The sequence below is a fragment of the Halostella sp. PRR32 genome, from assembly GCF_034808085.1.
GTDB lineage: Archaea > Halobacteriota > Halobacteria > Halobacteriales > Natronoarchaeaceae > Halostella > Halostella pelagica.
In genome coordinates this window covers 562,222-585,354 of sequence record NZ_JAXHGL010000001.1, presented here as the reverse complement: position 1 = coordinate 585,354, position 23,133 = coordinate 562,222, and the positions used below count along the sequence as shown (strand labels likewise).

Below are 23,133 nucleotides of genomic sequence, written 5' to 3'. Positions count from 1 at the left end.
CCCCCGCTTACGACGCGAGCGACATACGCCTGCCGGTCGCAGTGCGTCGGGTCCGCGGGACGGCGTCTGGCAACCTGAGCGTCACGCTTATTTTCCGTCTGCTGGTATCTCCGCGCATGGACGGAACCGACCTGATGCTGCTCGGACTCGGGGTCATCGTCGCTCCGCTTGTCGCCCTGATATTCCTCGCCGGCGGTCCGCTCCTCTGGTTCGGACTCGGTCTGGCGCTCGTCGTCGCCGGAATACTCGTGACGGTACTTTCGCCCGAGGACGCCGAGGAGCACGTCCGGCCCCGGAACTGCCCGAACTGCGGAAGCCCGAACGACCCCGACGCCGCGGCGTGTTCGCACTGCGATTCGCCGTTGTAGCTCGTCCTGTCGCCCCGCGGTCCCGGTTCGACACGAAAACCGTATCTGGCCCCCTCTACTGGATCGCGATATGAGCTTAGACGACCTCGAAGCCGACGTGGAAACCGCCTACGCCGACATCGACGAGGGTCTCGACGGAGCACTCGACGAGGAGACAAAGCGGGAGTTGACGATGCTCGACGCCGCGTTGGACCCGGAGGAACCGGAGGACCTGGTCCGGCGGGCCGTTCACCTCCTCTTCCAGTCGACGGTCGAATCCGGGAAACTCGACTTCCACCTGCGGAGCGCGTACGACGTCACGTACGACGAGTACCTCTCCGGGATGACGTTCGACGAGATGACTGGCAACGCCTTCCCGCAGGACCAGCAGAAAGACGACCGTCGCTACCAGTTCTAACGCGAGTGTGCGGGATCTTCCGCAAGCGGTTTCAGTGTTCTCCCCCCGGTTTCGAACATGATGAGTACGCTCTACCGCGGTCTATCGCTGTTCGCGCTGCTGGTCGTCGCCGTCCTGATCGCGGCAGTTCTGACGTACCGCCTGTACGCGTTCGACGAGAACGGGGTCAACCGACTCGACAGCCGAGTCGACGCCGCCTTTCGCGGCGGTCTGGCCGTCGGTGGGCCGGCGGTCGCGGTCGGCCTCGTCGGAGTCCTCGGAAACCAGTACGTCGGCGGAACGTTCGCAACGGTCGCGTTCGCGCTGCTCGTCCTCGGTTCGGGCGTCGTCACGCTGACCATCGGCGGAATGGTGGCGAATCTGATCGTCGTAACGCGGACGCCTCACGGGTGATATCCGTCTATTGCGAGGCCTGTCTATTCCGGGGATGAGTGCGATTAGAAAACAGTGAGAAGCACGAGGAGAACCACCGTGCTAACGAGAAGTAGGCTCGTCAGCACGACGCCGACGGGTTTGATACCCATGTCTCGGAACTCGCGGACGTCGATGCTGAGTCCCAGTCCGGCGAACGCGACGAGGAACAACCAGGTCGACGCAGTGTCGAAGGCGGTCGTCTGTGCGTTCGAAAACACGCCGACGCTGCCGAGAACCATCATGAGGACGAACCCGAGGATGAATTTCGGAAACGTTCGCCAGAGATAGACCGGTTTACTTTCGATCGTCGCCTCGGCTCCGCCGCGGCGCGCGTAGTAGAGCGCATACCCGATCGCTATCACCCCGATGAGCGCGTTTCGGGTGAGTTTGACGAGGACCGCCCATTCACCGGCCACCTCCGAGTGGGCGAACCCGGCCGCCGTGACCGGACCGGTACTGAACATCGTCGCCCCCGCCCAGATCCCGAAGACGACATCAGAGAGGCCGAGGACACGCCCGATCATCGGATAGGCCGCGAGCGTAACCGCATCGAATAGCAGCACGGTCGCGACGGCGTACGCGATGTCTTGCTGATCCGGCTTGATGCTCCCCGCGACTGCTGCGACTGCCGAGACGCCGCAGATGCTCGAACCGACTGCGAGAAGCGACCCGATCTTCTCGGGAATATCGAATATCTCCCGAGAGAGGGTTTCGACCGTCACGACGGTTACACAGACGGTGGTTCCGACGACGAGCAGCACGGTACCGCCCGCATCGACGATCTGATCGAGCCCGACGGTCGCACCCATCAAGACGATGCCGGCCGCGAGCAAGAGGCTATGCGTCTCGACTCCGGGTTTCGCCCAGTCTGGAACGCCGACCGAGTTAGTGATGATGACACCGAGGCCGATGACGACGATGAGGTGGCTCCCGATCGGAGCGAACACCGTAATCGCCCGTGCGAGAAAGCCGAGTGAGAGAAGAACCCCGAGGCCGGGAAGAAGGCGCTGCAGTCTGTTCATATCTGGAACCAGGTCCGACGGCTGCGCACGGTAAGAACAGGGACGGTCCGAGAAGAGACCGCCTGTCGTCTCCCGTTCGGAGACATCCGGCACCGATTACGCCCGCCCGGTAGTGGCTCCCGGTCTCCCGCTGGTTTCTCATACTGACGGACGGAAGTCAGTGATGAATTTCGCGGGGACGTCCCCGCGAAATATCTGAAACAGTTACGTCCGACAGTTTCAGCCGGTGTTCGGACTTCCTGCACGCCGCTCATTTTTACACAGTTCCGGTGCAGTTCGGAAAAGTGACCCGGTCTGTTGGTTCATTCCCTAGCGGGTCGGTCGACCGCTTTTCGGATCCCGGCGGTTGTAGCCGGCGATCAGAGTACGCCAACTGGACGCGTACTGTGTTTCGACTCCGTCCGGCCTCGCGGCTCATACCCGGTGATTCACCGCTTCGCGACCTCTGACCGCCTTCAGCGAGCGAGTCTCTCTGTTGCCGCGGGGGAAGAGTCATGCGCTCCCCTGTTCATTCCCCCTGTTCGATAGAATAACACAGATCGATCAGATCGGACATCCCGTCCGGAGGGTCCTGAAACTGCATCGCACCACTCCGCGGGTCGTACTCGACGATATTCTTCTCGGCTAGTTTCGGGAGGTGAACGTGATAGAGTGTGACTTTCACCCGCTCAGCGACATCGGCAGGCACGTCTGCGGGATCGCAATCGCGTTCGCGCGCCGCAATGAAACGGGCCGCATCTTCGATGCGAGTGCTGTCCCGTTCTTCCAGATAATAGAGTAGATACCGACGGCGCTGCCCCCGGAGAGAATCGAACATCCTGTCTAACGGGGACTGCCCTCCGTCAGAAATGAGACAATAACGTCCGCGGTCGTTACCATTCGTTTCCTCTTCAGAGGGACTATCGACAGGCAGCATCATCTGATCGTGATGTCATGGTCAACTTGCAAAAATGTGTGGGAAGTTAACTAGAGCCGTAGATCTGCCGAGGATTGTTTAATTGTGTGGCACAGAACACAGGGTTGTACATTGACCCCGTGTGAAATAGTGTAGACGTACAGATCCGTGGCCGTACGTGGATAGAGACCGATGAAATCTCCGGAGAGTCTCCGATCAGAGATCGGTCTTTGTAACGGAAATCCCAGTCCGATCCACCGATAGTTGCTCAGGTGTGACTGATCTCAGCCTTTGAGGGTGAATTCTCGATTCTCCAGAACGATGCCGTAGCCACAGTAATCGAACTCGATCCGCACGTCGTTTGATTCGAGAAGATCCGTTGCGGCTTCTAGATCCACTGCTTCGTAGAGCGGTGGGAGGTCGGTGTACTCGCATCTCTCTCTCTCTGCGACCTCTCGTATGATTTCGAGGGCAACCGATTCATCTCTCTCCATCGCTGTGCTATGCGAACTCACGACCCGGACCACAATGAACACCGTGATAAGATAATTGAAACTAATATAAACTGGCCAAGGGTTTCGAGCGTGGAGCGCGGCGCAAGTCGTACTCGCCCTCCGCGAGGAACGGCTCGCAAAAACTATCGAAACGATTCACACACTGTTCTCCACCCAATCCGGCGACCTGCTGTATCGTGCGATGGTTACGATAGTCCGGGCAGAGAGCAGTAGAGGTGTCCGACAAGGAACTGCGGGCACCTCGCAGACCGCACCGGACGCCGACTATCGACGCGTTTCCACACGTCAGCCTGTAGCGCGCAGTCGACGGTTCACTCGCTGCCAACGCTCGCCGTCGGCGTGGCGTCCTGAATCGCGTCGCCCAGCAGGTCCGCGGCGAGGTCGATCTCCCGTTCGGTGACGTCGAGCGGAGGCAACAGACGGAGCGTCCGGTGACCGCAACCGAGCGTCAACAGACCGCGATTCAGTGCTGCCTCCATCACGTCGTCCCGGCGTTCCTTGCTGTCGAATTCGGCGGCGACCATCAACCCCTTCCCGCGGACGTCCGTGACGATCTCGTCGTCGGTCTCGCGGAGACGGTCCATTAGCTGTTCGCCGCGCGTGACGGCGTTGTCCATCAGGTCGTATTCGTCGATAGCTTCCAGCGTCAGGACGCCCTGCATCGCGGCGATCACGTCGCCGGCACCCCACGTCGATGAGAGGCGGGACTTCTCATCCGGGAAGACGTCCTCGTTGGCGATAGTCGCGCCGACGCGGAGCCCTTTCGCGCTCGTGATCACGTCAGGTTCGATCGCGTAGTGGTCTGCCCCCCACATCTCGCCGGTTCGGCCGACGCCGGCCTGGATCTCGTCGGCGATCAGCGGGATGTCGTGGGTCGCACAGACGTCCTGAATCTCTTCGGCAAACGCGTCGCTCGGGAAGCGATAACCGCCCTCGCCCTGGATCGGTTCCATGATCAGGAATGCCACTTCGTCGGGGTCGATATGCCCCTGCTGCGGGTCGAGTTTCCGCCGCAAGACGGAGGGGTCGTCGGCGTCGCCGGGGAAGAATCCGCAGTCGCAAGACGACTGCGTACAACCCGAACTATCACAGAACGGTACGTCGTGGACGCCGGCGACTTCGGGGTACTCCCGTCGGTGGACGGATTTCGAGCGATTGAGCGAGAGCGCACCGAGCGTTCGTCCGTGGAAGGCTCCGTCGAAGGTGATGGCGTAGTTCGCGCCGTCGCTGTGGTCGTAGCAGGCCTTGATCCCGTTTTCGACCGCTTCCGCGCCGGAGTTAGAGAGAAAAACGGTGTCCAAGTCGTAGTGGTCCGTCCGGTCTGTCAGTTCGTGCATCAACTGCGTCGGTCCGGGGAATTCGGGGTCTTCCGGCGGCCAACCGCCGCTGGCGTAGAAGTCCTGTCCGGCGATCTTCAGCGGGTCGACGATGTCGAACTCGCGGAGTTTCTCCAGTATCTTGGGGTTGTTGTACCCCAGTGGAGCAGCGGCGACGTGACTGGTGAAGTCGAGGAGGACGTTCCCGTCGACGTCCGTACAGAACGGTCCTTCGGCGTCCTCAGTGATGTCCCAGACGAATTCGTAGACGTACGTCGTCTTGGCGGCCGCGTCGTGGTGGTAGTCGACCCACTCCTGTGCCCGTTTGCCGGGCAGTTCCGTCACCCGGGGCTCCGCAGTGTGGCGGTCCATATCACCATTATGGCGACGTATCCCATAAATAATTCGTTACGGTTCGGGCAATACTTACAAGCCGGCCGCAAGCGACGCGGTTCCGGCCGTAAGAAGGAGGACAGCGCTCCAGAGGGCAACTCGGTAGGCGAACTCGCGGCTCGGTCCCATCAGGGTGAGGACCGCTTTGACCATGATCGACGACGCCGTGGCGAGCAGAATACCGAACACCGCCGTCGTCTGGTCGACCGTCCCGTTCCGGTAGAGAACGACGGCTGAAGTGGTGCCGCCAGCGCTAGAAACGAGTCCGGAGAGAAACGTCGCGACGTAGAACCCCGCCGAACCGAACTGCTGTTGTCCGACAGCGCCGCCGACGATGACGAACGCGAAGATAGCGCCGAACGCGAGCGCGTTCTTCAGGGAGAACGGGTCGTCCAGTTCCATCTCGACAGATTCACCCCAGTCGGCGGTGTACGCCGCGATAGCGAAACTCCCGACGATCACGGTCCCCAGCGGCAACACCGCGTCCACGAGAACGTTCGGAAAGGTGAACGCGATGGCGATAGCCAGGTTCCGCAGTGCCATCGCCGCGTCGGCGAGCAGGATCGCGGCCACCGCGTACGAGGCGGCGGTGGGCGTCTGCCGCACGTGGTCTAACATCGTCCCGACGACGGCGGTCGAAGAGGCCAGTCCACCGAAGAACCCGGTAACGGCGATGCCGCGGCCGCCGTACGTCTGTACCACGACGTAGTTGACGATGCCGATGGCGGCGACGGTGACGACCATCAACCAGACGACGCGCGGTTCGAACGACACCGTAATCGGTTCGTACCCCACCGTCACCGACCCCGTCGGGAGCAGTGGGAAAACGACGAACGCGAGGATCGCAAACTCCGTCGCGGACTGCATCTCCTCCCGCGAGAGGTTCCCCGCAAAGCGGTGGAGTTCCCGCTTCAGTACGAGTAACTGCGAGGAGAGGACGGCGACGATAACGCCCTCCAGGATGAACCCAGTGGCGACGAGTACCCCGACGCCGTAGGCCACTAACATCGAAACCGAAGTGGTGAGCGAGAGGCCGGCATCCTCGGGGTCAGTCAGGAGACCCTGACTGGCGAGGAGGACGCCCTGAACGATGACGAGTATGCCGCCGATAACCAGCAGTTCGGGGCGGTCCAATACGGCAAACACCGCACCGAGGAGTCCGATGAGCGAAAACGTCCGAATACCGGCGGACTTGTGGGACCACTCCCGTTCGAGGCCGAGAAACAGGCCGAGCGCTCCCGCGAGCGCTATCCGGACGACGGTACTTTCGAGCGGCACCGACGATATCTGCGCGACTGGTCCCAACACCTTCGACGGTACGCCGTTCGGATAGTTAATAGTTGACTGCAGTAGCGGCGTGACTGGGGACCGGGAAACCGGTGACGGGCCACCTGAAACGCGGTCGGACCGACCTGCCGAACGACCGAATTCCTACTTATGCTTCGACGTACTGCTGTTCCCACTCGTTCCGGGCCTCTATCTCGCGGCGGCCGCGGCGGGTGAGGGTGTAGAAGTTCGTCCGCCTGTCGCGTTGGCCCTTCTCGACGAGCCCTTTGTCCACCAGCGTGTCGAGGTTCGGATACAGCCGGCCGTGGTGGATCTCTTTTTCGTAGTACGCTTCGAGTTCTTCCTTGATAGCGAGACCGTGTGGCTCCTCCTCGCCCGCGATCACATACAGCAGATCTCGCTGAAATCCTGTCAGGTCGTACATTGGTTAAGTACGCAAGAACGTTACTATCGGAATAAAATAAGTATAACGACTCACAGTCGAGTATCGGCGAAAACGGGCGACTAATCCGATGTTTCTGGGGTACAACCTAAATTTAACTAATCTGACCTAAGTGGTAATTCTCATCGATATGTCGAACTGGTTATCAACGGATACGGGAGTTCTGTCGGCGGTAAACGATCGTGGCTCGCCGGTCGAACTCCGCCGACGAAACCGCGGCAACGAGTGGACAGACGGGACAACCAACAGTATATATCCGGGGGAGACGTACGATAGCCCATGGCAGAAACCGTTCTTTTCGAATCCGAGAGCGCGAGAAGTCGTTCCGAGATCGCCGCCGCGCTTCGCAACGTCGCTGACAAACTTGACGGCGGCGACCCCGTGACGTTCGCGGCGGGCGACGAGAACGTCACCGTCGACCCGCCGGCGTCGCCGACGTTCGAGATCAAGGTCGAACGGGAGACCGGGTCCGGTCCGGACGAGATGAGTTTCGAACTCGAAGTCGAGTGGGACGAAGGCGACGGAGCGGACGCTGACGGTGATTTACGTATCGAATAGGAAATGGAAAGCGAACCATGCGAGTGAAAAGCGCGCGTGGTTCGCTTGCCGCCCTGAATTGGTCCCCGCTGACGCTTCGGCCCTCCAAGCGAAGCGTCAACTGAACGAAGTCGCGCTGATACCTTAAATGTAACGACACGGGACGAGCGGCTGATAGTTTCCGAGGGGAGTCACATGTGTTCCTCTTCCAGCACCCATCCCAGCGCCCGGCGGTAATAGCTGAACATCTGTCTGACGCCCTCGTGGTTCATATCTTCGCTCTCTAACTCCTCCTTCAGAAACTCGTACTGTTCGCGGACTTCTTCTTCTGAGCGCATGGACGAGGGTTCGGTCGCCGCCGGTAAGAACCCCAGTCTTATCCGTTGGTTGGTCCCTCCTTTCTCGCCGTTAGCGGTTGTCGCGAAACCAGTTCGCAGTCGAACGCGTCGTGTTCGACGAAGTGCCAGACGAGCATGTGCCGACGCCCGCCGGTGACGCCGGCGTGGCGAACGTCGTCGGCGGTAAACTCCTCGGGGAGGCGGTCGTACAGACAACGGCACTCGTCGATCGACTCGAACACCTTCCTGTGCCCCGCTGATTCCACACCGCGACGTTCGACGACGTACGCACCGTCTTCGCGGTAGGTGCCGGCGGTCCTGACGAACTCTCGGCGCTCGGTTAGCGCGTCACTGAGCGCAGTCCGGAGTTGCCGGGCCTCCGAACGCGTCAGCTCTCGGGTTTCGGTTCCAGTGTCCAGAACGAGCGTCCCCCCGTCATTTCGCACAGCCACGGGTCGATCACTGTCAGTACTGTCCGATCTGCCTCGCCGGTCGTCGGCGTATTCGTGCGAGAAATCCCCGTTACGTTCGGTCGAGAATTTCTCGACCAGTCGCCGTGTGGCGACTTACTCTATCCTCCGCACCGTCGGTCGTCGGAGCCTGAGACGACATGGTATTCGACTGTACGCCCGGACAAATCATAAACCCCGATGGTCGTGCAGGTCGGTCTGCAGGACCGCCGGAGCGGGTTCGGAGTCCCGGACGAACGTCGCCGGAGTTTTGACGGCCCGGCCCGAACTGCCGGCCATGGAGATCCGCGGCGAACGCGAGTGTCAGGACTGCGGGTCGCGGTGGTCGTACTACGAGACTGGAACCGTTTCCTGTCCCGAGTGCGGGAGCATGCACAGCGTCGGCGTCGACGGCGAGCGCAAACTCCACACGACCAGCCCCGTCGATTTCGACCTGACGGACGTGCGCGAACGGGTTGACACGGATCCGCTACACCGGGTGGCGGAGGCCGCAAAAAAAGCGTGTCGCGAGTACGTTCGCAAGCGGGGGTTCGTCCGCGGCGGCGAACTGACGGACCTCGACGACACGTACCTAGCCGCGTCGGAACTGCAGCACGCGGCGGACGTGTTCGGTCGGTCGTTTCAGCCGACCGAGCGCGAGGAGCTTTACTTCCTCGAACTACTCCGGGGCGCAGACGCCGGCGAGCGACCGGACGCGAGCACTGTTCCCGAATCGCTCTCCGAGGCTCGCGGTCTCGCCGCCGCGAACGCGGTCCGGGAGTACCGCCGGGACCTCCGCCAGTGGCACGACGGCGACGATCCTGCCGTCGAGAACACGCTGGAGATGGTCGGCGAACACGAAAAGCGCATCAGGGCGCTCTCGGGGAGTGTCGACCCCAGAACGGCGGACATGCTGGTCGAAGCGATGCGCGGTATTGCGGCGTACGTGCGGGACGGCGACGAACTCGCGCTGGCGAACGCGCAGGACAGGGTAGACCGCCTCGCTGACTGAGCGGGCACTGGATGACACCGAGCGGCACCGCTCGGCGGCGTCGTTTCCGAAGAATCGTTCACTATGACCCGTTGTCGCGAGAGACACTTAAATGGAGAGTCGGATTAACCGCTTTCAGGGCAGGTCCACGGTAACCCCTTCCTGCAACCCTGCCGCCTTCGCCGTGTTGTAGAGCAGCATCGCGATGGTCATCGGGCCGACGCCGCCGGGAACGGGCGTGATGGCGCTCGCTTTCTCCTTCGCGGTCTCGAACTCGACGTCGCCGACGAGTTCGTATCCCTTGTCGGTGTCAGCGTCCACGCGGTTGACGCCCACGTCGATGACGGTCGCGCCCTCGCCGATCATCGAACCGTCGATCATCTCCGGCACGCCGGCCGCGGCGATCACGATGTCGGCGTTGCGGGTCTTCTCTGCGAGGTCGTCAGTGCGGGAGTGACACACCGTGACCGTCGCGTTGCCGCCGTCGGCCTTCTGGATGAGGAGGTTGGCCATCGGCTTGCCGACGATCTCGGAGCGGCCGACGACGACGGCGTCTTTACCCTCGGGGTCGACGCCGGCGGCGGCGAGGAGTCGCTGGATGCCGTGCGGTGTGCAGGGCTTGAACCGGGCGTCGCCCGCGACGAGGCGGCCGACGTTTTCGGGGTGGAATCCGTCTACGTCCTTCATCGGGTCGACCCGGCGCAGTACCTCGCGCGTGTCGACGTGGTCGGGGACGGGCATCTGAACGAGGATGCCGTGGACTTCGGGGTCGTCGTTCAGGTCGTCGATCGTCTCGTACAACTCTTCCGCGGGGGCGTCGGCGTCTATCTCGACGTGGATGCCGTCGATCCCGACCTCCTCGCAGGCGCGCTGTTTCATCTTCACGTACGTCTCGCTGGAGCCGTCGTCGCTCATGAGGACGGTGGCGAGACCGGGCGTCACGCCCGCGTCGGCGAGCGAGTCGATGGCGACGGAGAGGTCGTCTCGGATATCGTCGGCCACGGCGTTGCCGTCGATGACGTGCGTCATTGCGTGAACGAGGGGCCGCAGTGCCCTTCAACTCTCGGATTCGTGCCTATATTCCGAGTGAAGGATCGGATTCTATGCATGTTCGTGGATCTGATTGCCATAGGCGCGACGGCGAAAAAGGGTCTGTCGTGCGACGCGCGCATCGCGCCGAGCGGCGCGGCTTACTCGTACAGCGGGTGTTCGTCGCAGAGGTCCTGCACGCGCTCGGAAACTTCAGCCATCACGTCCTCGTCGCCGATGTTGTCGATCACGTCGGCGATGCAGGAACCGACCTGTTCCATCTCCTCGACACCGAATCCGCGCGTCGTCAGCGCGGGCGTGCCGGCCCGGATACCGCTCGCGACGAACGGCGACCGCGTCTCGCCGGGAACCGTGTTCGCGTTGAGGACGATGCCGACCGATTCGAGGGCCTCTTCGGCGTCGCTCCCGGTTACGTCCGGATGAGAGTCGCGGAGGTCGGCGAGCACGAGATGGGTGTCCGTCCCGCCGGAGACGAGGCTGAATCCGCGGTCCTGTAGCGTTTCGCCGAGGACTTTCGCGTTCTCGACGACCTGCTCTGCGTACGCCTCGAACTCCGGTTCGAGCGCTTCCTTGAAGCCGACGGCTTTGCCGGCGATGTTGTGCATGAGCGGGCCACCCTGACTGCCGGGGAAGACGGCGCTGTCGACGGCGTCTGCGTACTCCTCGTCGCACATGATGATCCCGCCGCGGCCCGACCGGATCGTCTTGTGGGTGCTGCCGGTGACGAAGTCCGCCACGCCGACGGGCGAGTCGTGGACGCCCGCCGCGACCAGACCCGTGATGTGGGCGATGTCGGCGAGATGCAGCGCGTCGGCGGCGTCGGCGGCCGCCTGAATGCGATCCCACTCGACCTCGCGCGGGTAGGCGGAGTATCCCGAGACGATGATGTCCGGCTCGAACTCTTCGGCCTGCTGACGGAGGTCATCGTAGTCGATGTACCCCGTTTCCGCGTCGACTTCGTACTGTTCGACCTCGTACAGTTGGCCGGTGAAGTTGGCCTGGTGACCGTGCGAGAGGTGACCGCCATGAGTCAGGTCCAGCGAAAGGATCTTGTCGCCTGGGTCGAGCATGGCGAGGTAGACGCCCATGTTGGCCTGGGTACCGCTGTGAGGCTGGACGTTGACGTGTTCCGCGCCCCATAGTTCGGTAGCGCGCTCTCGTGCGAGTTCCTCGACGACGTCCGCGTTCTCGCAGCCGCCGTAGTAACGGGAGCCCGGGTACCCCTCAGCGTACTTGTTCGTGAGGGTACTCCCCTGGGCTTCGAGGACGGCCTCGCTGGCGTGGTTCTCGCTCGCGATCATCGCCAGCGTGTCCTGCTGGCGCTCCACCTCGTCGGCGAGGGCGTCGGCGACCGCCGGATCGACCTCGCTAACGTGGTCGTCGTTCATGTTTCAACGCGGGACAGCGCCCTCCATAAGTGTATCTTTCCGGTGACGGGTTTTCCCGCGGTTTGTATGTGCCATGATAACAACTAACATTCCGAAAGAATAACCTGTTGTAACGTCATCTTCCCACTCGAATGATCGAGTGGGAGGTGACGAAATCGGGCCTCCGGGTTGTCGACAACGACGACGCCGAACTTTCGGTGGCTGCGCCCGGATTCGAACTCCGAGCCGGAAACGCCGACCTCCCGCGGCCTATCGACGCGGCCGTCGACTGTGCGGCCAACGAGTTACGGTTCCCGGTCGACGTCCTCTCTCTCACGTCCGTCTCGACGGCTGAACGCTACGAACTGAACGGCCGGACGACCCCGCTTGAACTTCCAGCGGACGAGTACGTCGCTGATGCAGACGCCGAGATCAAGGTGTACGCGCAGTTCGACGGTCCCGTGACCGTGCGGACGGCCGAATCCGGCGGCGAGGTTATCGTCACGTTTCCCGAACACAGTCGCTGTACCGTCGGATTCCGAAGCCATCACGAACAGCCGTCCGGCGTTATCCGGGTTCCACCGACGCCGGAAGGGGTAGCCACGGCCCTCACGCATCTCTCGTCGTCTCACAAAACTACCGGACCCGAACGGTCGTATCCGGCCCTTCGCGGTCACCCTCCGCTCGTCGAAACCAACGAAACCGAGGCGTCGATACCTGACGCTATCGCCGCGGAAACGCCGAAGACGGGGATCGAACTCGCCGTCGAACCGTCGTTTCCGGAACTGTTCGTGCTCGCCCCGCTCGCGTACTACCTGCAGGCGTCGGTCGTTACCGAGGACCGCGACGCGCCCGTCCTGCGAGCGCCGTCGACGGGCTTTTGCTACGAACTGGACGCCTTCCCGGACCTCGAACGCGACGTGACGCGTCTCCTCAGGAAGGTGTTTTTCATGGACTGTCTCGTGCGCAACGCGGGACCGTACGGGACGAACCTCGCCGAGAACAATCTGCTCGACGCCTTGCGTCTCGACGTAGATGCCCTGTACGAGCTATCCCCCGCCGAGCGTCTCGCGGAGTACGCCGACGTTCCGTACGGCGCTATCGAACAGCGCCTCCCCGACTGGCACCTCTCGGCGTACGTCGAACCGGGCCCGAAACGGGTCGACTGCCTCCCCTTCCTGCTGGACGACATGAGTCTCGTGTACAGGCCGCGGACCTCGGAGCTCGAAGGACCCGAACTCATCGAACGGTCGCTCGACGACTTCTATCGGGCCACACCGGGCAGTGCAGGAACGGTCGCGTCCGTCAACGTCGTCAAACCCGAACTCCGAGGCGGCCGGATCCACGGCTGGCTGGCCGACGGCGTGCCGATAGACGTGTTCAAATCGACCAAGACCGCGTACGAGAACCGGCTCTCGTATCTCCAACGGGAGAGCGAGACTACCTCCGTAACGGTCGTTCTCAACGACGACGACATGGCGGCCGAACACGCTGATGTCGAACGGATCTACCGGAAACGAGGCGAAGACATCCCGCTCGATCTGACCGTCGAACACCGTCTCTCGAAAAACGACCTCGCAGCCGTCTTCGAGTCACAGACGGATTTCGTCCACTACATCGGCCACTGCGAAGACCAGGGGCTGTGCTGCGCCGACGGATATCTTCCCGCCAGCAGTTTGACCGAGTGCAACGCCGAGACGTTCTTTCTCAACGCCTGTGGCTCGTATCACGAGGGGAAGGAACTCGTCGAGAAGGGGAGCGTTGCCGGTGCGGTCACGTTCTGCGAGGTCCTCAACGATCACGCGGTCAAGGTCGGGTCGACGTTCGCTCGGCTGCTCGTTCACGGGTTCGGTATCGAGCGCGCGATGCGACTCGCGAGACGCCGCATTATGATGGGTAAGGATTACGCCGTCGTCGGGGACGGGACCCACGTCCTGACCCAGAGTAGCAACCACCTTCCGGCGACGGTACGGCTACAGAAACTCGAAGAGGGTAACTTCCTCCTGACTTACGACCAGTTCTCTGCGAACGAACTGGGCGCGTTCTACCGGCCGTCCGTCGACGAGAACGAGTACGCGTATCTCTGCGGGAACGAATCCGAGTACGTCCTCGACTACGATTCGACGCGTTCGTTTCTCAACCGGACAGAGATGCCTGTCATTTACGACGGTGACGTGTACTGGACGGACGAACTGTACGGAAACCTGTAGCTTTCTTTTGCCACCACAGCCGCCTTGCAGCCGCGGTCCGAACCGGATGTGTTTTCGGTCGCGTACGCCCCCGAACGACTCATACGGACTGCTGTAAGTCATTTCCGGATAGCGCCGACACGAGGTCGGCGCATACCGGTACACAGTTACAACAGTCCGTATCAGTACGAAACCTCCGTTCACCGTGCAAGGCACACTCGAACAGGAACCGACAGCTGACAGAACCCTGTCGAACCGTGGATCCGTCTCCGCAGCTGATAAATCCCATACTAATTCTGTTATGTATCTCGTTGTACCTGTCGTAAATAGGCTTGATAGAGTTCCTCAGGCGAGATTTGCCACATCACCGGCCAGTAAAATTAAGTATGACGGACCCCTTTCTCCCGTACAGGCATGACCTCGAATTTACTCGACAGGCAGTTAGACGATATCTTGACCACAGTACTGGCGGATGCGGACGACGAGGTCGTCGTCGTCAATCCGGCAGCCGATACGATCGAAGACGTGATCCGCGTTGCGACGGGCGTCGGCGGCGACGTTCCCGAGATCCGAATGCTGGCCGACGAACGGACGCTCAAGGGCGTGATGGACGACTTCATCGTCGCCAGTAACGCGGCAGACCTCCTCGACGAGGGGATCCTCTCGCTTCGCACGATGGACGACGGCGGCGAGAACTCTCTGCTCGTCACCGACGACACCGTCATCGCACTGGTCGACGCCGGCAGTCGCGTCGGCGGCCTCACGACCGAAGACGAGGAGTTCGTCGACGCCGCATACGACACGTACCGCACTCAGTGGGAAGAGGCCGACGAGTACCACCTCCGCACTCCCCCGATCACCCGCGTCCGCGAAAGCCTGTCCGAGGACATCAGCCCGCAGGCAGAAGAGGACTTCTCGCGAATTCTCGACACGCTGGAGACCGCTCGCGGCGACGGCGACGGTCTCGACGAAGTGACGATCAGCCTCCTCGTGGCGGCAAAGAACGAAGCGCTGCTGTACGACATCAGCAAGTGGGGCGAGGACGTGGGCATCGCCTCGAAAGCGACGTTCTCCCGCACCAAGACCAAACTCGAAGACATGGGCCTCATCGACACGGAGAAGGTCCCCATCGACGTCGGCCGCCCGCGCCTCCGTCTGAAACTCGGCGACGACCGTCTCCGCGACGCCGACAACGACCAGGTCGCGAGCGTCGCCCAGTCGATTCTCCACTAAAAAGCCCTCGTGAGCGCCTGGCGGCGCTCACGTCGCCCTTTTTATGTCCACCGCCAGAATCGCTCCGCGATTCTCGCTAAGGCCGCCAGTTTGCGCGGTCGCGGCGGTCGCCGCGACACGCTCCGAGTACCTGCCTTCCCCCGTCCGCTCGGCGCGCTCGCTCCGCTCGCGCATCCGAACGCGGCCACCGCTCTACTCTGATTTCACTCCGCTCCGCTTCCGCTCCACTCCGCTTCCACTCTGCTTTCGCTCCACTCCGCTTCCGCTACACTCCGTTTCCGCGTCGCTCTCCTCAGCTACCGCACTCTTCGGTCTCTGCGACCGCTCCGATCGCAGCCCACTCCCTCGATACCTGCGGCACTCCTCCCCGACCCACACTGCGTACGTGCGCTTTTAGAGCCATCGAACGAACCGCACGAACGCTGAAAACGGGCTGTACGGCTACTCTACGGCTACCTGGCGAGCGCCGCTCGGTCACTTTCGTCCGTCCCGTAGAGTCGCCGCGCTTTTGCTCTCTCCTAGAGACTACTCGCGCATGGATGTCACATTCGTCGGAAGCGGGCCCGCGCTCGACGCCGTCGGGGACGCGCTTTCGGACGTCGGCGTTGGGACCGAGTCGGGCGACCCGAAGGATGTCGCCGCGGCGGACTTCGCGGTCGTCACCGGTGTCGCCGGCGACGACTCGTTCGATGCAGTAAACCGCGCGGCGCGCGACGGCGGGACGCCGTGGCTGGCCGTCGAAATCAGCGGCGTCGGCGGCGTTCCGTTGTCGGATGTCGACGCGGCGGTGTCCGGGTTCAGCCCGTCATCCGGGTGCTACCAATGTCTTCGCCAGCGCGTCGCGGCGAACGCCGCGGAGGACGTACTCGCCGCCGAACCCTCGGCCGACCGCAGCGCCGTCCGAGTCGCCGGTGCCGTGGCCGGACACGAGGCGGTAGCGCTGCTCTCCGGCGAGGACTCCTCGGTGCTCGGTGGGGTCGTCGAGTTCCCCCACGCTCGTCGCGAATTCTTGCCCGTTCCGGGGTGCGAGTGCGCTGAGGGCCGCGACTGGTCACTCGACCGCGAGTACGAGTCGGTCGAACTGCAGGCTGCGCTGTCGCGCGCGGAGCGAGCGCTGGACGAGCGAGTCGGTATCGTCAACTCAGTCGGCGAGATCGAGTCCTTCCCGGCACCGTACTACCTGGCGCAAAACGCCGAGACAGAGGGGTTCAGCGACGCTTCGGCCGCACGGAAGGCGGCCGGCGTCGCCGGCGACTGGGACGGCGCGTTCATGAAGGCGCTGGGCGAGGCGATAGAACGGTACAGCGCCGGCGTCTACCGCGATTCCGAGTTCACGGTCGGCGCATCCGACGATCTGCCGAATGCCGTCTCGCCGGCGAGTCTCGTTCGGGGACCCGGCGAGGCGGTCGATGACCGGATCCGATGGGTTCCCGGCGCGAATCTCGTCACCGACGAAGAGGCGTTTCTCCCCGCCGAAGCGGTCCACTTCCCGCCGCCGGAGGAGCGGTATCTACAGACGATCACTACCGGTCTCGGGTTAGGGAGTTCCGGCGTCGGTGCCCTCCTATCCGGCCTGTACGAGGTGATAGAGCGCGACGCGACGATGATCGCCTGGTACTCGACGTTCGACCCGCTTGAACTCCGCGTGGACGACGACCGGTTCGGCACGCTCGCCCGGCGGGCCCGCGCCGAGGACCTGTCGGTGACGCCGCTGCTCGTGACACAGGACGTGGACGTGCCGGTGGTCAGCGTCGCTGTTCACCGCGAGAGCGGGTGGCCCCGGTTCGCGGTCGGGTCCGACGCAGACCTCGATCCGGACGCCGCGGCGACGGCCGCTCTGGCCGAGGCGCTCCAGAACTGGATGGAACTCAGGTCGATGGGACCGGAGGAGTCGGCCGAGGACCCGAGCGCAATCGCGGAGTACGCCGACTGTCCGCCCGCGGCCGAGCAGTTCCTCGATGCGGACGGGGTCGTTCCGAGCGCCGACGTCGGCCCGGACGAACTCCCTTCGGGACCGGCCGAACTCGAAGCCGTGATCGAGCGCGTGACTGAGGCCGGATTGACGCCGTACGCGGCCGAACTCACGCCACGAGACGTATCCGCGATCGACCTCGCGGCGGTTCGCGTCGTCGTACCGGGCGCACAACCCCTGTTCACGGGTGAACCCGTCTTCGGCGACCGCGCCCGAACCGTCCCCGCGGACTTCGGGCACGACCCCCGACTCGGGCGCGACCACCATCCGTACCCCTGACTGCCGATATTACGCCTCTGTGCGGCTGTACAGTAGCTTTATCAAGACAACCGCCGTAGTTTCTGGCGGTGTGCTATTTGTTATCATGAGCGAACGCAGTTTCAGAACGGGGGGAGTATGACTACCGAGTTCGATCTGGACTGTGCGACGTGTGGGGGGATGCTACAGGAACGGACTGTCGAAACCGACGCGCTCGACGCGAACGTTTCCGGGTCGGTCCAGATCGCCGTGTGCGCGGACTGCGGGAGTCGGCACTTTCCCGAAGGTGCCCTCGAAGCGCTAAATTCCGAACGTCGCCCGGAGCATGTCCCGGGTTCCGGGACCCAGGCCGACCGCGAGCACCGTGATCAGTAGCATGACCGTGTAGCGCGGACTGTCCTCGAACACGTTCTCGTCGAATATCCAGACGACGAGGACGATAGCCACGAGTTTGACGAGCAGGAACGGCCACGCCGTGCCGGTGTAGTGTGTGATGCTCGCCGGCAAGACTGCGCCCGTCACGTTGACGATAGCCTCGTTGACCGGATGTTTCGGCCCGAGGTCGCCGTAGTGGACGCCGAGTTCCGCTGCCCAGTCGAGACCGACGACGTTGGCCACGCCGTCGATCGCGTGCCCCCAGATGAGGACGAGTCCGATGAGCCCCGTCCCGCGGTTGACCTCGGGTGCGAACCGGTCGATGGCGACCCAGGTCAACCCCGCGGCGAGCGTTGCTCCGACGAGAACGACAGCGAGCACCTGTGGATGGAAGTAGACGTACTCCGCCGTGCCGGCGAGATAGCCGAGATAGCCGACACAGGAGAGCAACGCGGCCGTTCCGATGCCGGCGAGCGGATACTCGAACCCATCGACGTACCCCCGGCTGTCGAGCTGGACCGCGACTACGACCGCAGCCAGCGTGAAGAAAAACATCGTGAAGTAGATCAGGGGGCTGATGAGCAGCGTGTTGAGCGGGTAACTGATCGGTTGGTCCACGCCGGCGCGGATCGCCGCAACGTTCGCGTCCTCGACGACGCGGAGCGCCCCGCCGAACAGCATGAACGGGAACAGCGCGTAGAAGCCCGTTCGGTACCGCTGGATGTCGAGTCTCCGGAGCAGGAACATGACCCCCACGAGAGCGACCAGCAGGACGACGACGTATCCGACCTCGGACACGAGGGTGTATCCGGGTTCCGCGACCGGCCCGATATCCGCCAGGCGGTCCGGGTTGTTTTGGAGGGACGCGCACTCGCTGCTATCGAGCAACCGCTGCTCGCCGTCCGCCCAGGCGACGCAACTCGCACCCTCGGAGTCCGCGTACACCGGCCCCCAGAAGTAGTGCCAGATGAACTCGACGTAAACGGTCCGGTGAAAGAGGACCGACCCGAGACCGAAGACGGCGACGATGCTTGCGACAAGCGCCGCCCACGCTCGCTCGGGGTCGACCTTGTCTAGAACCTCGTCCATAGCGGGAAAAACGCGACTCACACGGTATCACGTTTCCGGTCTTTCGCTGCCAGTGGGAGTTACCCGCCGTCCGGGAGGGTTCGAGCGGCCGAAAGCAGTGCGTCGTGTATCCGTCCGTTGGAGGCGACGAGGCCCTCGTCACCCGGCGACCAGCGGTCGCCAGCCACGTTCGTTACAGTGCCCCCTGCCTTGCGGACCATGTGAGCGCCGGCGACGGTGTCCCACGGCGGCGGGGACAGGTTGGTGATCGTACCGTCGAGTTCCCCTGCGGCGATCATCGACAGTGTCAACTGCGCCGACCCGACCCGCCGCAGGTCGTCGAACTCGGTGACTATCGCCCGCGTCGCCGCGGCGAACTCGTCGCGGCGCTTTCGGGTCCAGAGCATCAGCGGCGCGACCAGTGCGCGCTCCGGGTCGGTCACGTCGCTTACCGTGACGGCCTCTCCGTTTCTGCGGGTCCCGTTCGGGCCGCCGACGTACGTGTCTCCGAGCGCTGGAAACGCGTTTGCGCTCGCCGCGGTCCCCGACGCTGTCGCCGTCGCGACGCTCGTTCCCCAGGCCCGCGTGCCGCGGACGAAGTTCTTGGTCCCGTCTATCGGGTCGACGACCCACGCCGGTTCGCCCTCCGGGAGCGATTTCGGCGTGTCGCCCTCCTCGCCGACGACCGGTTCGTCGGGATACTCCTCCCGGATCACCGCTATCACCCGTCGTTGTGCGTCTCTGTCTATCCGGGTGACGGGTTCGGCGTCGGCTTTGGTTTCGACGTCGACATCGGTGCGGAACGCGTCGAGAGCGACTGTCGCGCCGGCGGCAGCGGCCCGTTCGACGAGTTCAGCACGTGATCCAGCGGCCATACCCTCGCCATAGACGCCGGCAGGGAAAATACTCCCGGCGATCATACTGTCGGATGGTGGCCCATGAAGCACTTCGACAGATCAGGTGTCGAATGACTTCACGACGTTCCGTCCGACAGTATCAGCGCTCTTCGAGGATCTCCGAGATAGCCGTCGCGACTTCCTCGTACTGTTGCAGCGTGAGGCTATCTGTGGTCGCGAACACGCCCTCCCGGTCCGTGGCCACGCGGACGAGATAGCCGTTTTCGAACGCGCGGACCGTGAACTTGTATTCGCCGAGTTCGGAACCGGAGTAGGCGTTCTGCGTGTTTTTGAAGTCCTGCCACTCGTGGCCGATAAAGTCCATCAGGTCGGCGTCCTGTTCTAGGTCGCCGCGGAGGTACAGTTGCTCGAAGTCGTCGCGGGTGAAGTACGTGACAGAACGGAGGCTGTCTCCGATAGCGGTGCGACAGAGCGTGGCGATCTGATCGGCTGACTCCGGTGCGAGGAGGTCGTTTTCCATGGTCCGACACATGACGATCCATCGTTAAAACGATACTGTCCACCGACCGGCGGTAGAAAGCGTTTAGTCGACGCGGTGCGCCCACCGTCACGTGCGAATCGAGAACAGTTTCATCCCGGTCCGCGGCGTCGGCGAAACGACGGAGCGGCGACTCTGGCGCGACGGCATCACCCGCTGGGAGGAGTTCGACCCGTCGGCAGTCGGTCCCAAAACCGGCGACCGCGTCGAGTCGTTCGTCGCTACTGCCTGGGAGCATCTCGACGACGGTAACGCGGAGTTCTTCGCAGAACAGTTCCCGCAGGGATCGCACTGGCGACTCCACGAGAACTTCCGGTCCGAAACCTGTTACTTCGACATCGAGACGACGGGGCTGAGCCCCGACCACAACGAGGTAACGACGGTGAGTTTCCATCAGGACGGCGAGACCACGACGCTCGTCCGCGGCGAGGACCTCACCGCGGACCGCATCGCGGAACAGTTCGCCGACGCGTCGCTCGTGGCGACGTTCAACGGGAAGCGTTTCGACGTCCCGTTTCTCGAATCGTCGTTCGACGTGTCCGTCGACTGTCCGCACGTCGACCTCATGTACCCCTGCAAGCAACTCGGCCTGACCGGGGGGCTGAAAGCCATCGAACGGGACATCGGGCTGGAACGTGACCGACCGGACATCTCAGGCGAGGACGCGGTCCGCCTCTGGCGCGAGTACGAGGCGGGCGACGACGACGCGCTCGACACCCTCATCTCGTACAACCGCGAAGACACGGCGAATCTCGCGACGCTGATGGAGACGGTAACTGACCGCCTCCACGAGGACGTGTTCGCCTGCGAGTGTCCGGAGTGAGTCGGCGTTCGTCGTTCGACCGAGTACAGACTCGACGTTGCGTGCTTTCCTGAGAAGTTGCGAGGGAAGATCGCCCCGAAGGGACGGTCTTCCGCATCTTGCGATGCGAGGGATGCGATTTGAACGCATGGACCCCTACGGGAGCGGATCTTGAGTCCGCCGCCGTTTCCAGGCTTGGCTACCCTCGCACGCGACTGCTGTGTGTCTGTTTGCGGTTTCGCGGAACCGTACTGTAGGGTCAGTACTCGTCGGTTTATAGTTTGCACGAAACGCGTTTCTTTCGGCGAGTTCCGAACACCCCCGGTCAGTCGTCCGAAACGATGTCGTGTAGGCCGGCGAGCGAATCGATCTCGTACGTCGGCGCGCTCGACACCGCGCCGTCGCGATGCGGGCGGTGGAGGTAGGCGGAATCGATGCCGGCGTTTCTCGCGGCTTCGACGTCGCTTTCGCTGTCCCCGACGAACAGAGCGGTGTCCGCGCCCAGATCAGCCATGGCCTGCTCGACGTAGTACGGGTTCGGTTTCTTGCGGCGGATGCTCTCGACGGTCGGGTCGCGACCGTAGTACGTCTCGAAGTGGTCCGTGAGATCGAAGTGGTCCAGGACGAACTCGATGGTCTCGTGCTGGTTCGAACTGACGATGCCGAAATCGTGGTCGAGGTCGGCGAGCGCGGAGACGTCGTCGTACAGCGTCTTCTCTCCGTCTCGGACTGCCGCCTGCTGAGCGGCGGAGGCGACCCGGTCCCGAACAGCCCAGAACTCGTCCGGGTCGAGACCGTGTTCCGTACAGACGTCCTCGTACCAATCGACGGTGACGTTGATGGCGAGACCGTCGACGTGGCGGTCCGGCGGCGATTCGACGCCAGCCTCGACGAACGCGTCGCGGGCGGCCGACTGGAGGAGGTCGATCTCGGGCGGCGTCGTGATCACGCCGTCGTGGTCGAAGATGATAGCGTCGTAATACATCTACGGGTTACTGCTGGTCTGCTTCCGAACACCTTCAGGTTACTGATCGATACCCGACTCTCGGCCAATGTACTGCAGTACCAGCTACCACGAATTGCAGTCCCTAGTTGCGGCGACGGTCCTCGGTCTTACGAGGAACGAGCGGCGTCCGAGTAAACGAGCACTTCGCCGTCTGCACCGACGGTGATCTCGTGTCCGCTGTACGAGAACGTCACTTCTCCGCTCAGTTGATCCCCCGTCGACGGAGCGAACACCCGGTCCAGCGCCTCAGGGTCGACCACCTCGTACAACGGCGGCGCCACGTCTACTGGTTCGATACCTTCTGCTTCGGCGACGGCGTCGATTACTTTCTCACTTACGCCTCCGCTATCGCGGGGTGTCGGAGGTGCATCCATTAGTACATCGTACCCGATACGCCGGTTAAAGTCTGTCGGGGATGAAACATTTTCCAGCAACGTCCGGGCGTTCTCCGCGTCTAACCAGATGAATGGTTGTTTTTCGTCATCTTTCCACGAACATAATTCCTCACTCGTCCGTGACATGCTCGCCGAACTCGTCGAACGGCTGGGTGAGTTCGCGTTTCAGTATCTCTGTTCGGACGACGGAGACGCCGACCTCTCGCAGTCGCTCTATCGTTCGGACGATGTCTTCCTGGTTGGATCCGAGCAGTTCTAGCGAGAGGTTCTGCTCGTCAGTCAGTAGCTCCCGAGCCTCGATAACACCTCGGACATCGAGGGTGTCTTCGACCGGGTTCACGTCCGCTTCCGGCTGGACAGACCCGATCACGAGTAGGTGATGGTCGTACTCCGTTCGCGCGTAGTCGATGTCCGGCTGATAGCTTCGGATTATCCCCCGCTGTTCGAGTTTTCGGATGCGGTTTGCAACGGTACTCGAAGCGATATTCAACCTCTCCCCGATCGACTTCGTCGTCACGTTGCGAGCGTCCTCCTGTAGCAAGAAGAGGATCCCCTCGTCGACGGAGTCGAGTTCCGGATGCGCCATGTTTCCACGTAGCGACGAGGACTCATAGACTCTTTTCCGGACGAACTGTCCTGACGGAACCCGGAGTTGACGG

25 protein-coding genes and 1 tRNA gene are annotated in these 23,133 nt (G+C 62.8%); 9 read left to right on the top strand and 17 right to left on the bottom strand.

The features are described 5' to 3' along the window. The first annotated feature begins 116 nt into the window (after nt 1-116). The 3 genes from SM753_RS03185 to SM753_RS03175 all read left to right on the top strand — a co-directional run bounded on the left by SM753_RS03185 (nt 117) and on the right by SM753_RS03175 (nt 1,158). Nucleotides 117-368: a zinc ribbon domain-containing protein gene (locus SM753_RS03185; RefSeq protein WP_323190516.1), complete on the top strand. Its 252-nt coding sequence runs from the start codon at nt 117-119 to the stop codon at nt 366-368. A 70-nt stretch (nt 369-438) separates the two neighbouring features. Next, entirely contained in the window at nt 439-765 is a 327-nt protein-coding gene (locus tag SM753_RS03180) for a hypothetical protein (RefSeq protein WP_323190515.1), read from the top strand. A gap of 57 nt (nt 766-822) precedes the next feature. Then, nucleotides 823-1,158, top strand: a complete 336-nt coding sequence (locus tag SM753_RS03175; protein WP_323190514.1) for a hypothetical protein — start codon at nt 823-825, stop codon at nt 1,156-1,158. 44 nt (nt 1,159-1,202) lie between these two features. On the opposite strand, the gene SM753_RS03170 is transcribed toward SM753_RS03175, so the two are convergent. The 6 genes from SM753_RS03170 to SM753_RS03145 all read right to left on the bottom strand — a co-directional run bounded on the left by SM753_RS03170 (nt 1,203) and on the right by SM753_RS03145 (nt 7,031). Then, nucleotides 1,203-2,201, bottom strand: a complete 999-nt coding sequence (locus SM753_RS03170) for a putative sulfate exporter family transporter (RefSeq protein WP_323190513.1) — start codon at nt 2,199-2,201, stop codon at nt 1,203-1,205. 508 nt (nt 2,202-2,709) lie between these two features. After that, entirely contained in the window at nt 2,710-3,018 is a 309-nt protein-coding gene (locus tag SM753_RS03165) for a hypothetical protein (protein ID WP_323190512.1), read from the bottom strand. Nucleotides 3,019-3,380: 362 nt separating this feature from the next. Further along, complete coding sequence (locus SM753_RS03160; RefSeq protein WP_323190511.1) at nt 3,381-3,611, bottom strand: HalOD1 output domain-containing protein; 231 nt, start codon at nt 3,609-3,611, stop codon at nt 3,381-3,383. Nucleotides 3,612-3,922: 311 nt separating this feature from the next. Continuing rightward, on the bottom strand, nt 3,923-5,299 hold the full coding sequence (locus SM753_RS03155; RefSeq protein WP_323190510.1) for an aminotransferase class III-fold pyridoxal phosphate-dependent enzyme: 1,377 nt from the start codon (nt 5,297-5,299) through the stop codon (nt 3,923-3,925). A 54-nt stretch (nt 5,300-5,353) separates the two neighbouring features. Further along, the gene (locus SM753_RS03150; protein WP_135534763.1) at nt 5,354-6,625 is read right to left on the bottom strand and encodes an MgtC/SapB family protein; all 1,272 of its coding nucleotides are present in this window, start codon (nt 6,623-6,625) and stop codon (nt 5,354-5,356) included. Between the two features lie 130 nt (nt 6,626-6,755). Further along, entirely contained in the window at nt 6,756-7,031 is a 276-nt protein-coding gene (locus SM753_RS03145; RefSeq protein ID WP_135534582.1) for a PadR family transcriptional regulator, read from the bottom strand. A gap of 297 nt (nt 7,032-7,328) precedes the next feature. Between SM753_RS03145 and SM753_RS03140 the strand changes: the two genes are divergently transcribed. Further along, nucleotides 7,329-7,607 carry an amphi-Trp domain-containing protein gene (locus tag SM753_RS03140; RefSeq protein WP_323190509.1) on the top strand — a complete coding sequence of 93 codons (279 nt, stop codon included), beginning with the start codon at nt 7,329-7,331 and terminating at the stop codon, nt 7,605-7,607. Nucleotides 7,608-7,777: 170 nt separating this feature from the next. On the opposite strand, the gene SM753_RS03135 is transcribed toward SM753_RS03140, so the two are convergent. Beyond that, nucleotides 7,778-7,924: a hypothetical protein gene (locus tag SM753_RS03135; protein WP_168192974.1), complete on the bottom strand. Its 147-nt coding sequence runs from the start codon at nt 7,922-7,924 to the stop codon at nt 7,778-7,780. A 38-nt stretch (nt 7,925-7,962) separates the two neighbouring features. Beyond that, complete coding sequence (locus tag SM753_RS03130; RefSeq protein ID WP_323190508.1) at nt 7,963-8,376, bottom strand: hypothetical protein; 414 nt, start codon at nt 8,374-8,376, stop codon at nt 7,963-7,965. Between the two features lie 295 nt (nt 8,377-8,671). On the opposite strand from SM753_RS03130, the gene SM753_RS03125 reads away from it, so the two are divergent. Continuing rightward, nucleotides 8,672-9,385: a TFIIB-type zinc ribbon-containing protein gene (locus SM753_RS03125; RefSeq protein ID WP_323190507.1), complete on the top strand. Its 714-nt coding sequence runs from the start codon at nt 8,672-8,674 to the stop codon at nt 9,383-9,385. Nucleotides 9,386-9,499: 114 nt separating this feature from the next. Here the strand turns inward: SM753_RS03125 and SM753_RS03120 are convergent, their stop codons facing one another. Both SM753_RS03120 and glyA read right to left on the bottom strand, forming a co-directional pair. Further along, nucleotides 9,500-10,393, bottom strand: coding sequence for a bifunctional methylenetetrahydrofolate dehydrogenase/methenyltetrahydrofolate cyclohydrolase (locus SM753_RS03120; RefSeq protein ID WP_323190506.1), 894 nt, complete (start codon nt 10,391-10,393; stop codon nt 9,500-9,502). A gap of 161 nt (nt 10,394-10,554) precedes the next feature. Further along, on the bottom strand, nt 10,555-11,802 hold the full coding sequence (gene glyA, locus SM753_RS03115; protein WP_323190505.1) for a serine hydroxymethyltransferase: 1,248 nt from the start codon (nt 11,800-11,802) through the stop codon (nt 10,555-10,557). A 131-nt stretch (nt 11,803-11,933) separates the two neighbouring features. Between glyA and SM753_RS03110 the strand changes: the two genes are divergently transcribed. The 3 genes from SM753_RS03110 to SM753_RS03100 all read left to right on the top strand — a co-directional run bounded on the left by SM753_RS03110 (nt 11,934) and on the right by SM753_RS03100 (nt 17,454). Beyond that, nucleotides 11,934-13,991, top strand: a complete 2,058-nt coding sequence (locus SM753_RS03110; RefSeq protein ID WP_323190504.1) for a hypothetical protein — start codon at nt 11,934-11,936, stop codon at nt 13,989-13,991. Nucleotides 13,992-14,384: 393 nt separating this feature from the next. After that, nucleotides 14,385-15,203, top strand: coding sequence for a transcriptional regulator TbsP (locus tag SM753_RS03105; RefSeq protein WP_323190503.1), 819 nt, complete (start codon nt 14,385-14,387; stop codon nt 15,201-15,203). Nucleotides 15,204-15,738: 535 nt separating this feature from the next. Then, nucleotides 15,739-17,454, top strand: a complete 1,716-nt coding sequence (locus tag SM753_RS03100; protein WP_323190502.1) for a YcaO-like family protein — start codon at nt 15,739-15,741, stop codon at nt 17,452-17,454. 279 nt (nt 17,455-17,733) lie between these two features. Here SM753_RS03100 and SM753_RS03095 read toward each other — a convergent pair whose 3' ends face one another. From SM753_RS03095 to SM753_RS03085, 3 genes are all read right to left on the bottom strand, one after another. After that, a complete protein-coding gene (locus tag SM753_RS03095) occupies nt 17,734-18,897 on the bottom strand; it encodes a DUF63 family protein (protein WP_138797749.1) in 1,164 nt (387 codons plus the stop codon). A gap of 59 nt (nt 18,898-18,956) precedes the next feature. Continuing rightward, nucleotides 18,957-19,751 (bottom strand): inositol monophosphatase, encoded by a 795-nt coding sequence (locus SM753_RS03090; RefSeq protein WP_135534571.1) that lies wholly within the window; start codon nt 19,749-19,751, stop codon nt 18,957-18,959. 121 nt (nt 19,752-19,872) lie between these two features. Further along, nucleotides 19,873-20,253, bottom strand: coding sequence for a hypothetical protein (locus SM753_RS03085; RefSeq protein ID WP_135534570.1), 381 nt, complete (start codon nt 20,251-20,253; stop codon nt 19,873-19,875). A 91-nt stretch (nt 20,254-20,344) separates the two neighbouring features. Here SM753_RS03085 and SM753_RS03080 point away from each other — a divergent pair, with 91 nt between their 5' ends. Next, nucleotides 20,345-21,094, top strand: coding sequence for a ribonuclease H-like domain-containing protein (locus tag SM753_RS03080; RefSeq protein WP_135534569.1), 750 nt, complete (start codon nt 20,345-20,347; stop codon nt 21,092-21,094). A 104-nt stretch (nt 21,095-21,198) separates the two neighbouring features. Here SM753_RS03080 and SM753_RS03075 read toward each other — a convergent pair. The 4 genes from SM753_RS03075 to SM753_RS03060 all read right to left on the bottom strand — a co-directional run bounded on the left by SM753_RS03075 (nt 21,199) and on the right by SM753_RS03060 (nt 23,060). After that, a tRNA-Leu gene (locus SM753_RS03075) sits at nt 21,199-21,282 on the bottom strand. 116 nt (nt 21,283-21,398) lie between these two features. Next, on the bottom strand, nt 21,399-22,058 hold the full coding sequence (locus tag SM753_RS03070) for an HAD-IA family hydrolase (protein ID WP_323190501.1): 660 nt from the start codon (nt 22,056-22,058) through the stop codon (nt 21,399-21,401). A 128-nt stretch (nt 22,059-22,186) separates the two neighbouring features. Then, a complete protein-coding gene (locus tag SM753_RS03065) occupies nt 22,187-22,453 on the bottom strand; it encodes a HalOD1 output domain-containing protein (RefSeq protein WP_138797746.1) in 267 nt (88 codons plus the stop codon). 130 nt (nt 22,454-22,583) lie between these two features. Next, entirely contained in the window at nt 22,584-23,060 is a 477-nt protein-coding gene (locus SM753_RS03060) for an Lrp/AsnC family transcriptional regulator (protein ID WP_323190500.1), read from the bottom strand. Nucleotides 23,061-23,133: the final 73 nt, after the last annotated feature.

Coding starts and splice junctions, on each gene's coding strand:
- SM753_RS03145 (WP_135534582.1), bottom strand. CDS start 7,031: ATGTACGACCTGACAGGATTTCAGCGAGATCTGCTGTATGTGATCGCG.
- SM753_RS03105 (WP_323190503.1), top strand. CDS start 14,385: ATGACCTCGAATTTACTCGACAGGCAGTTAGACGATATCTTGACCACA.
- SM753_RS03090 (WP_135534571.1), bottom strand. CDS start 19,751: ATGGCCGCTGGATCACGTGCTGAACTCGTCGAACGGGCCGCTGCCGCC.
- SM753_RS03140 (WP_323190509.1), top strand. CDS start 7,329: ATGGCAGAAACCGTTCTTTTCGAATCCGAGAGCGCGAGAAGTCGTTCC.
- SM753_RS03085 (WP_135534570.1), bottom strand. CDS start 20,253: ATGGAAAACGACCTCCTCGCACCGGAGTCAGCCGATCAGATCGCCACG.
- SM753_RS03095 (WP_138797749.1), bottom strand. CDS start 18,897: ATGGACGAGGTTCTAGACAAGGTCGACCCCGAGCGAGCGTGGGCGGCG.
- SM753_RS03125 (WP_323190507.1), top strand. CDS start 8,672: ATGGAGATCCGCGGCGAACGCGAGTGTCAGGACTGCGGGTCGCGGTGG.
- SM753_RS03100 (WP_323190502.1), top strand. CDS start 15,739: ATGGATGTCACATTCGTCGGAAGCGGGCCCGCGCTCGACGCCGTCGGG.
- SM753_RS03060 (WP_323190500.1), bottom strand. CDS start 23,060: ATGGCGCATCCGGAACTCGACTCCGTCGACGAGGGGATCCTCTTCTTG.
- SM753_RS03155 (WP_323190510.1), bottom strand. CDS start 5,299: ATGGACCGCCACACTGCGGAGCCCCGGGTGACGGAACTGCCCGGCAAA.
- glyA (WP_323190505.1), bottom strand. CDS start 11,802: ATGAACGACGACCACGTTAGCGAGGTCGATCCGGCGGTCGCCGACGCC.
- SM753_RS03065 (WP_138797746.1), bottom strand. CDS start 22,453: ATGGATGCACCTCCGACACCCCGCGATAGCGGAGGCGTAAGTGAGAAA.
- SM753_RS03165 (WP_323190512.1), bottom strand. CDS start 3,018: ATGTTCGATTCTCTCCGGGGGCAGCGCCGTCGGTATCTACTCTATTAT.
- SM753_RS03180 (WP_323190515.1), top strand. CDS start 439: ATGAGCTTAGACGACCTCGAAGCCGACGTGGAAACCGCCTACGCCGAC.
- SM753_RS03175 (WP_323190514.1), top strand. CDS start 823: ATGATGAGTACGCTCTACCGCGGTCTATCGCTGTTCGCGCTGCTGGTC.
- SM753_RS03110 (WP_323190504.1), top strand. CDS start 11,934: ATGATCGAGTGGGAGGTGACGAAATCGGGCCTCCGGGTTGTCGACAAC.
- SM753_RS03070 (WP_323190501.1), bottom strand. CDS start 22,058: ATGTATTACGACGCTATCATCTTCGACCACGACGGCGTGATCACGACG.
- SM753_RS03120 (WP_323190506.1), bottom strand. CDS start 10,393: ATGACGCACGTCATCGACGGCAACGCCGTGGCCGACGATATCCGAGAC.
- SM753_RS03185 (WP_323190516.1), top strand. CDS start 117: ATGGACGGAACCGACCTGATGCTGCTCGGACTCGGGGTCATCGTCGCT.
- SM753_RS03135 (WP_168192974.1), bottom strand. CDS start 7,924: ATGCGCTCAGAAGAAGAAGTCCGCGAACAGTACGAGTTTCTGAAGGAG.
- SM753_RS03170 (WP_323190513.1), bottom strand. CDS start 2,201: ATGAACAGACTGCAGCGCCTTCTTCCCGGCCTCGGGGTTCTTCTCTCA.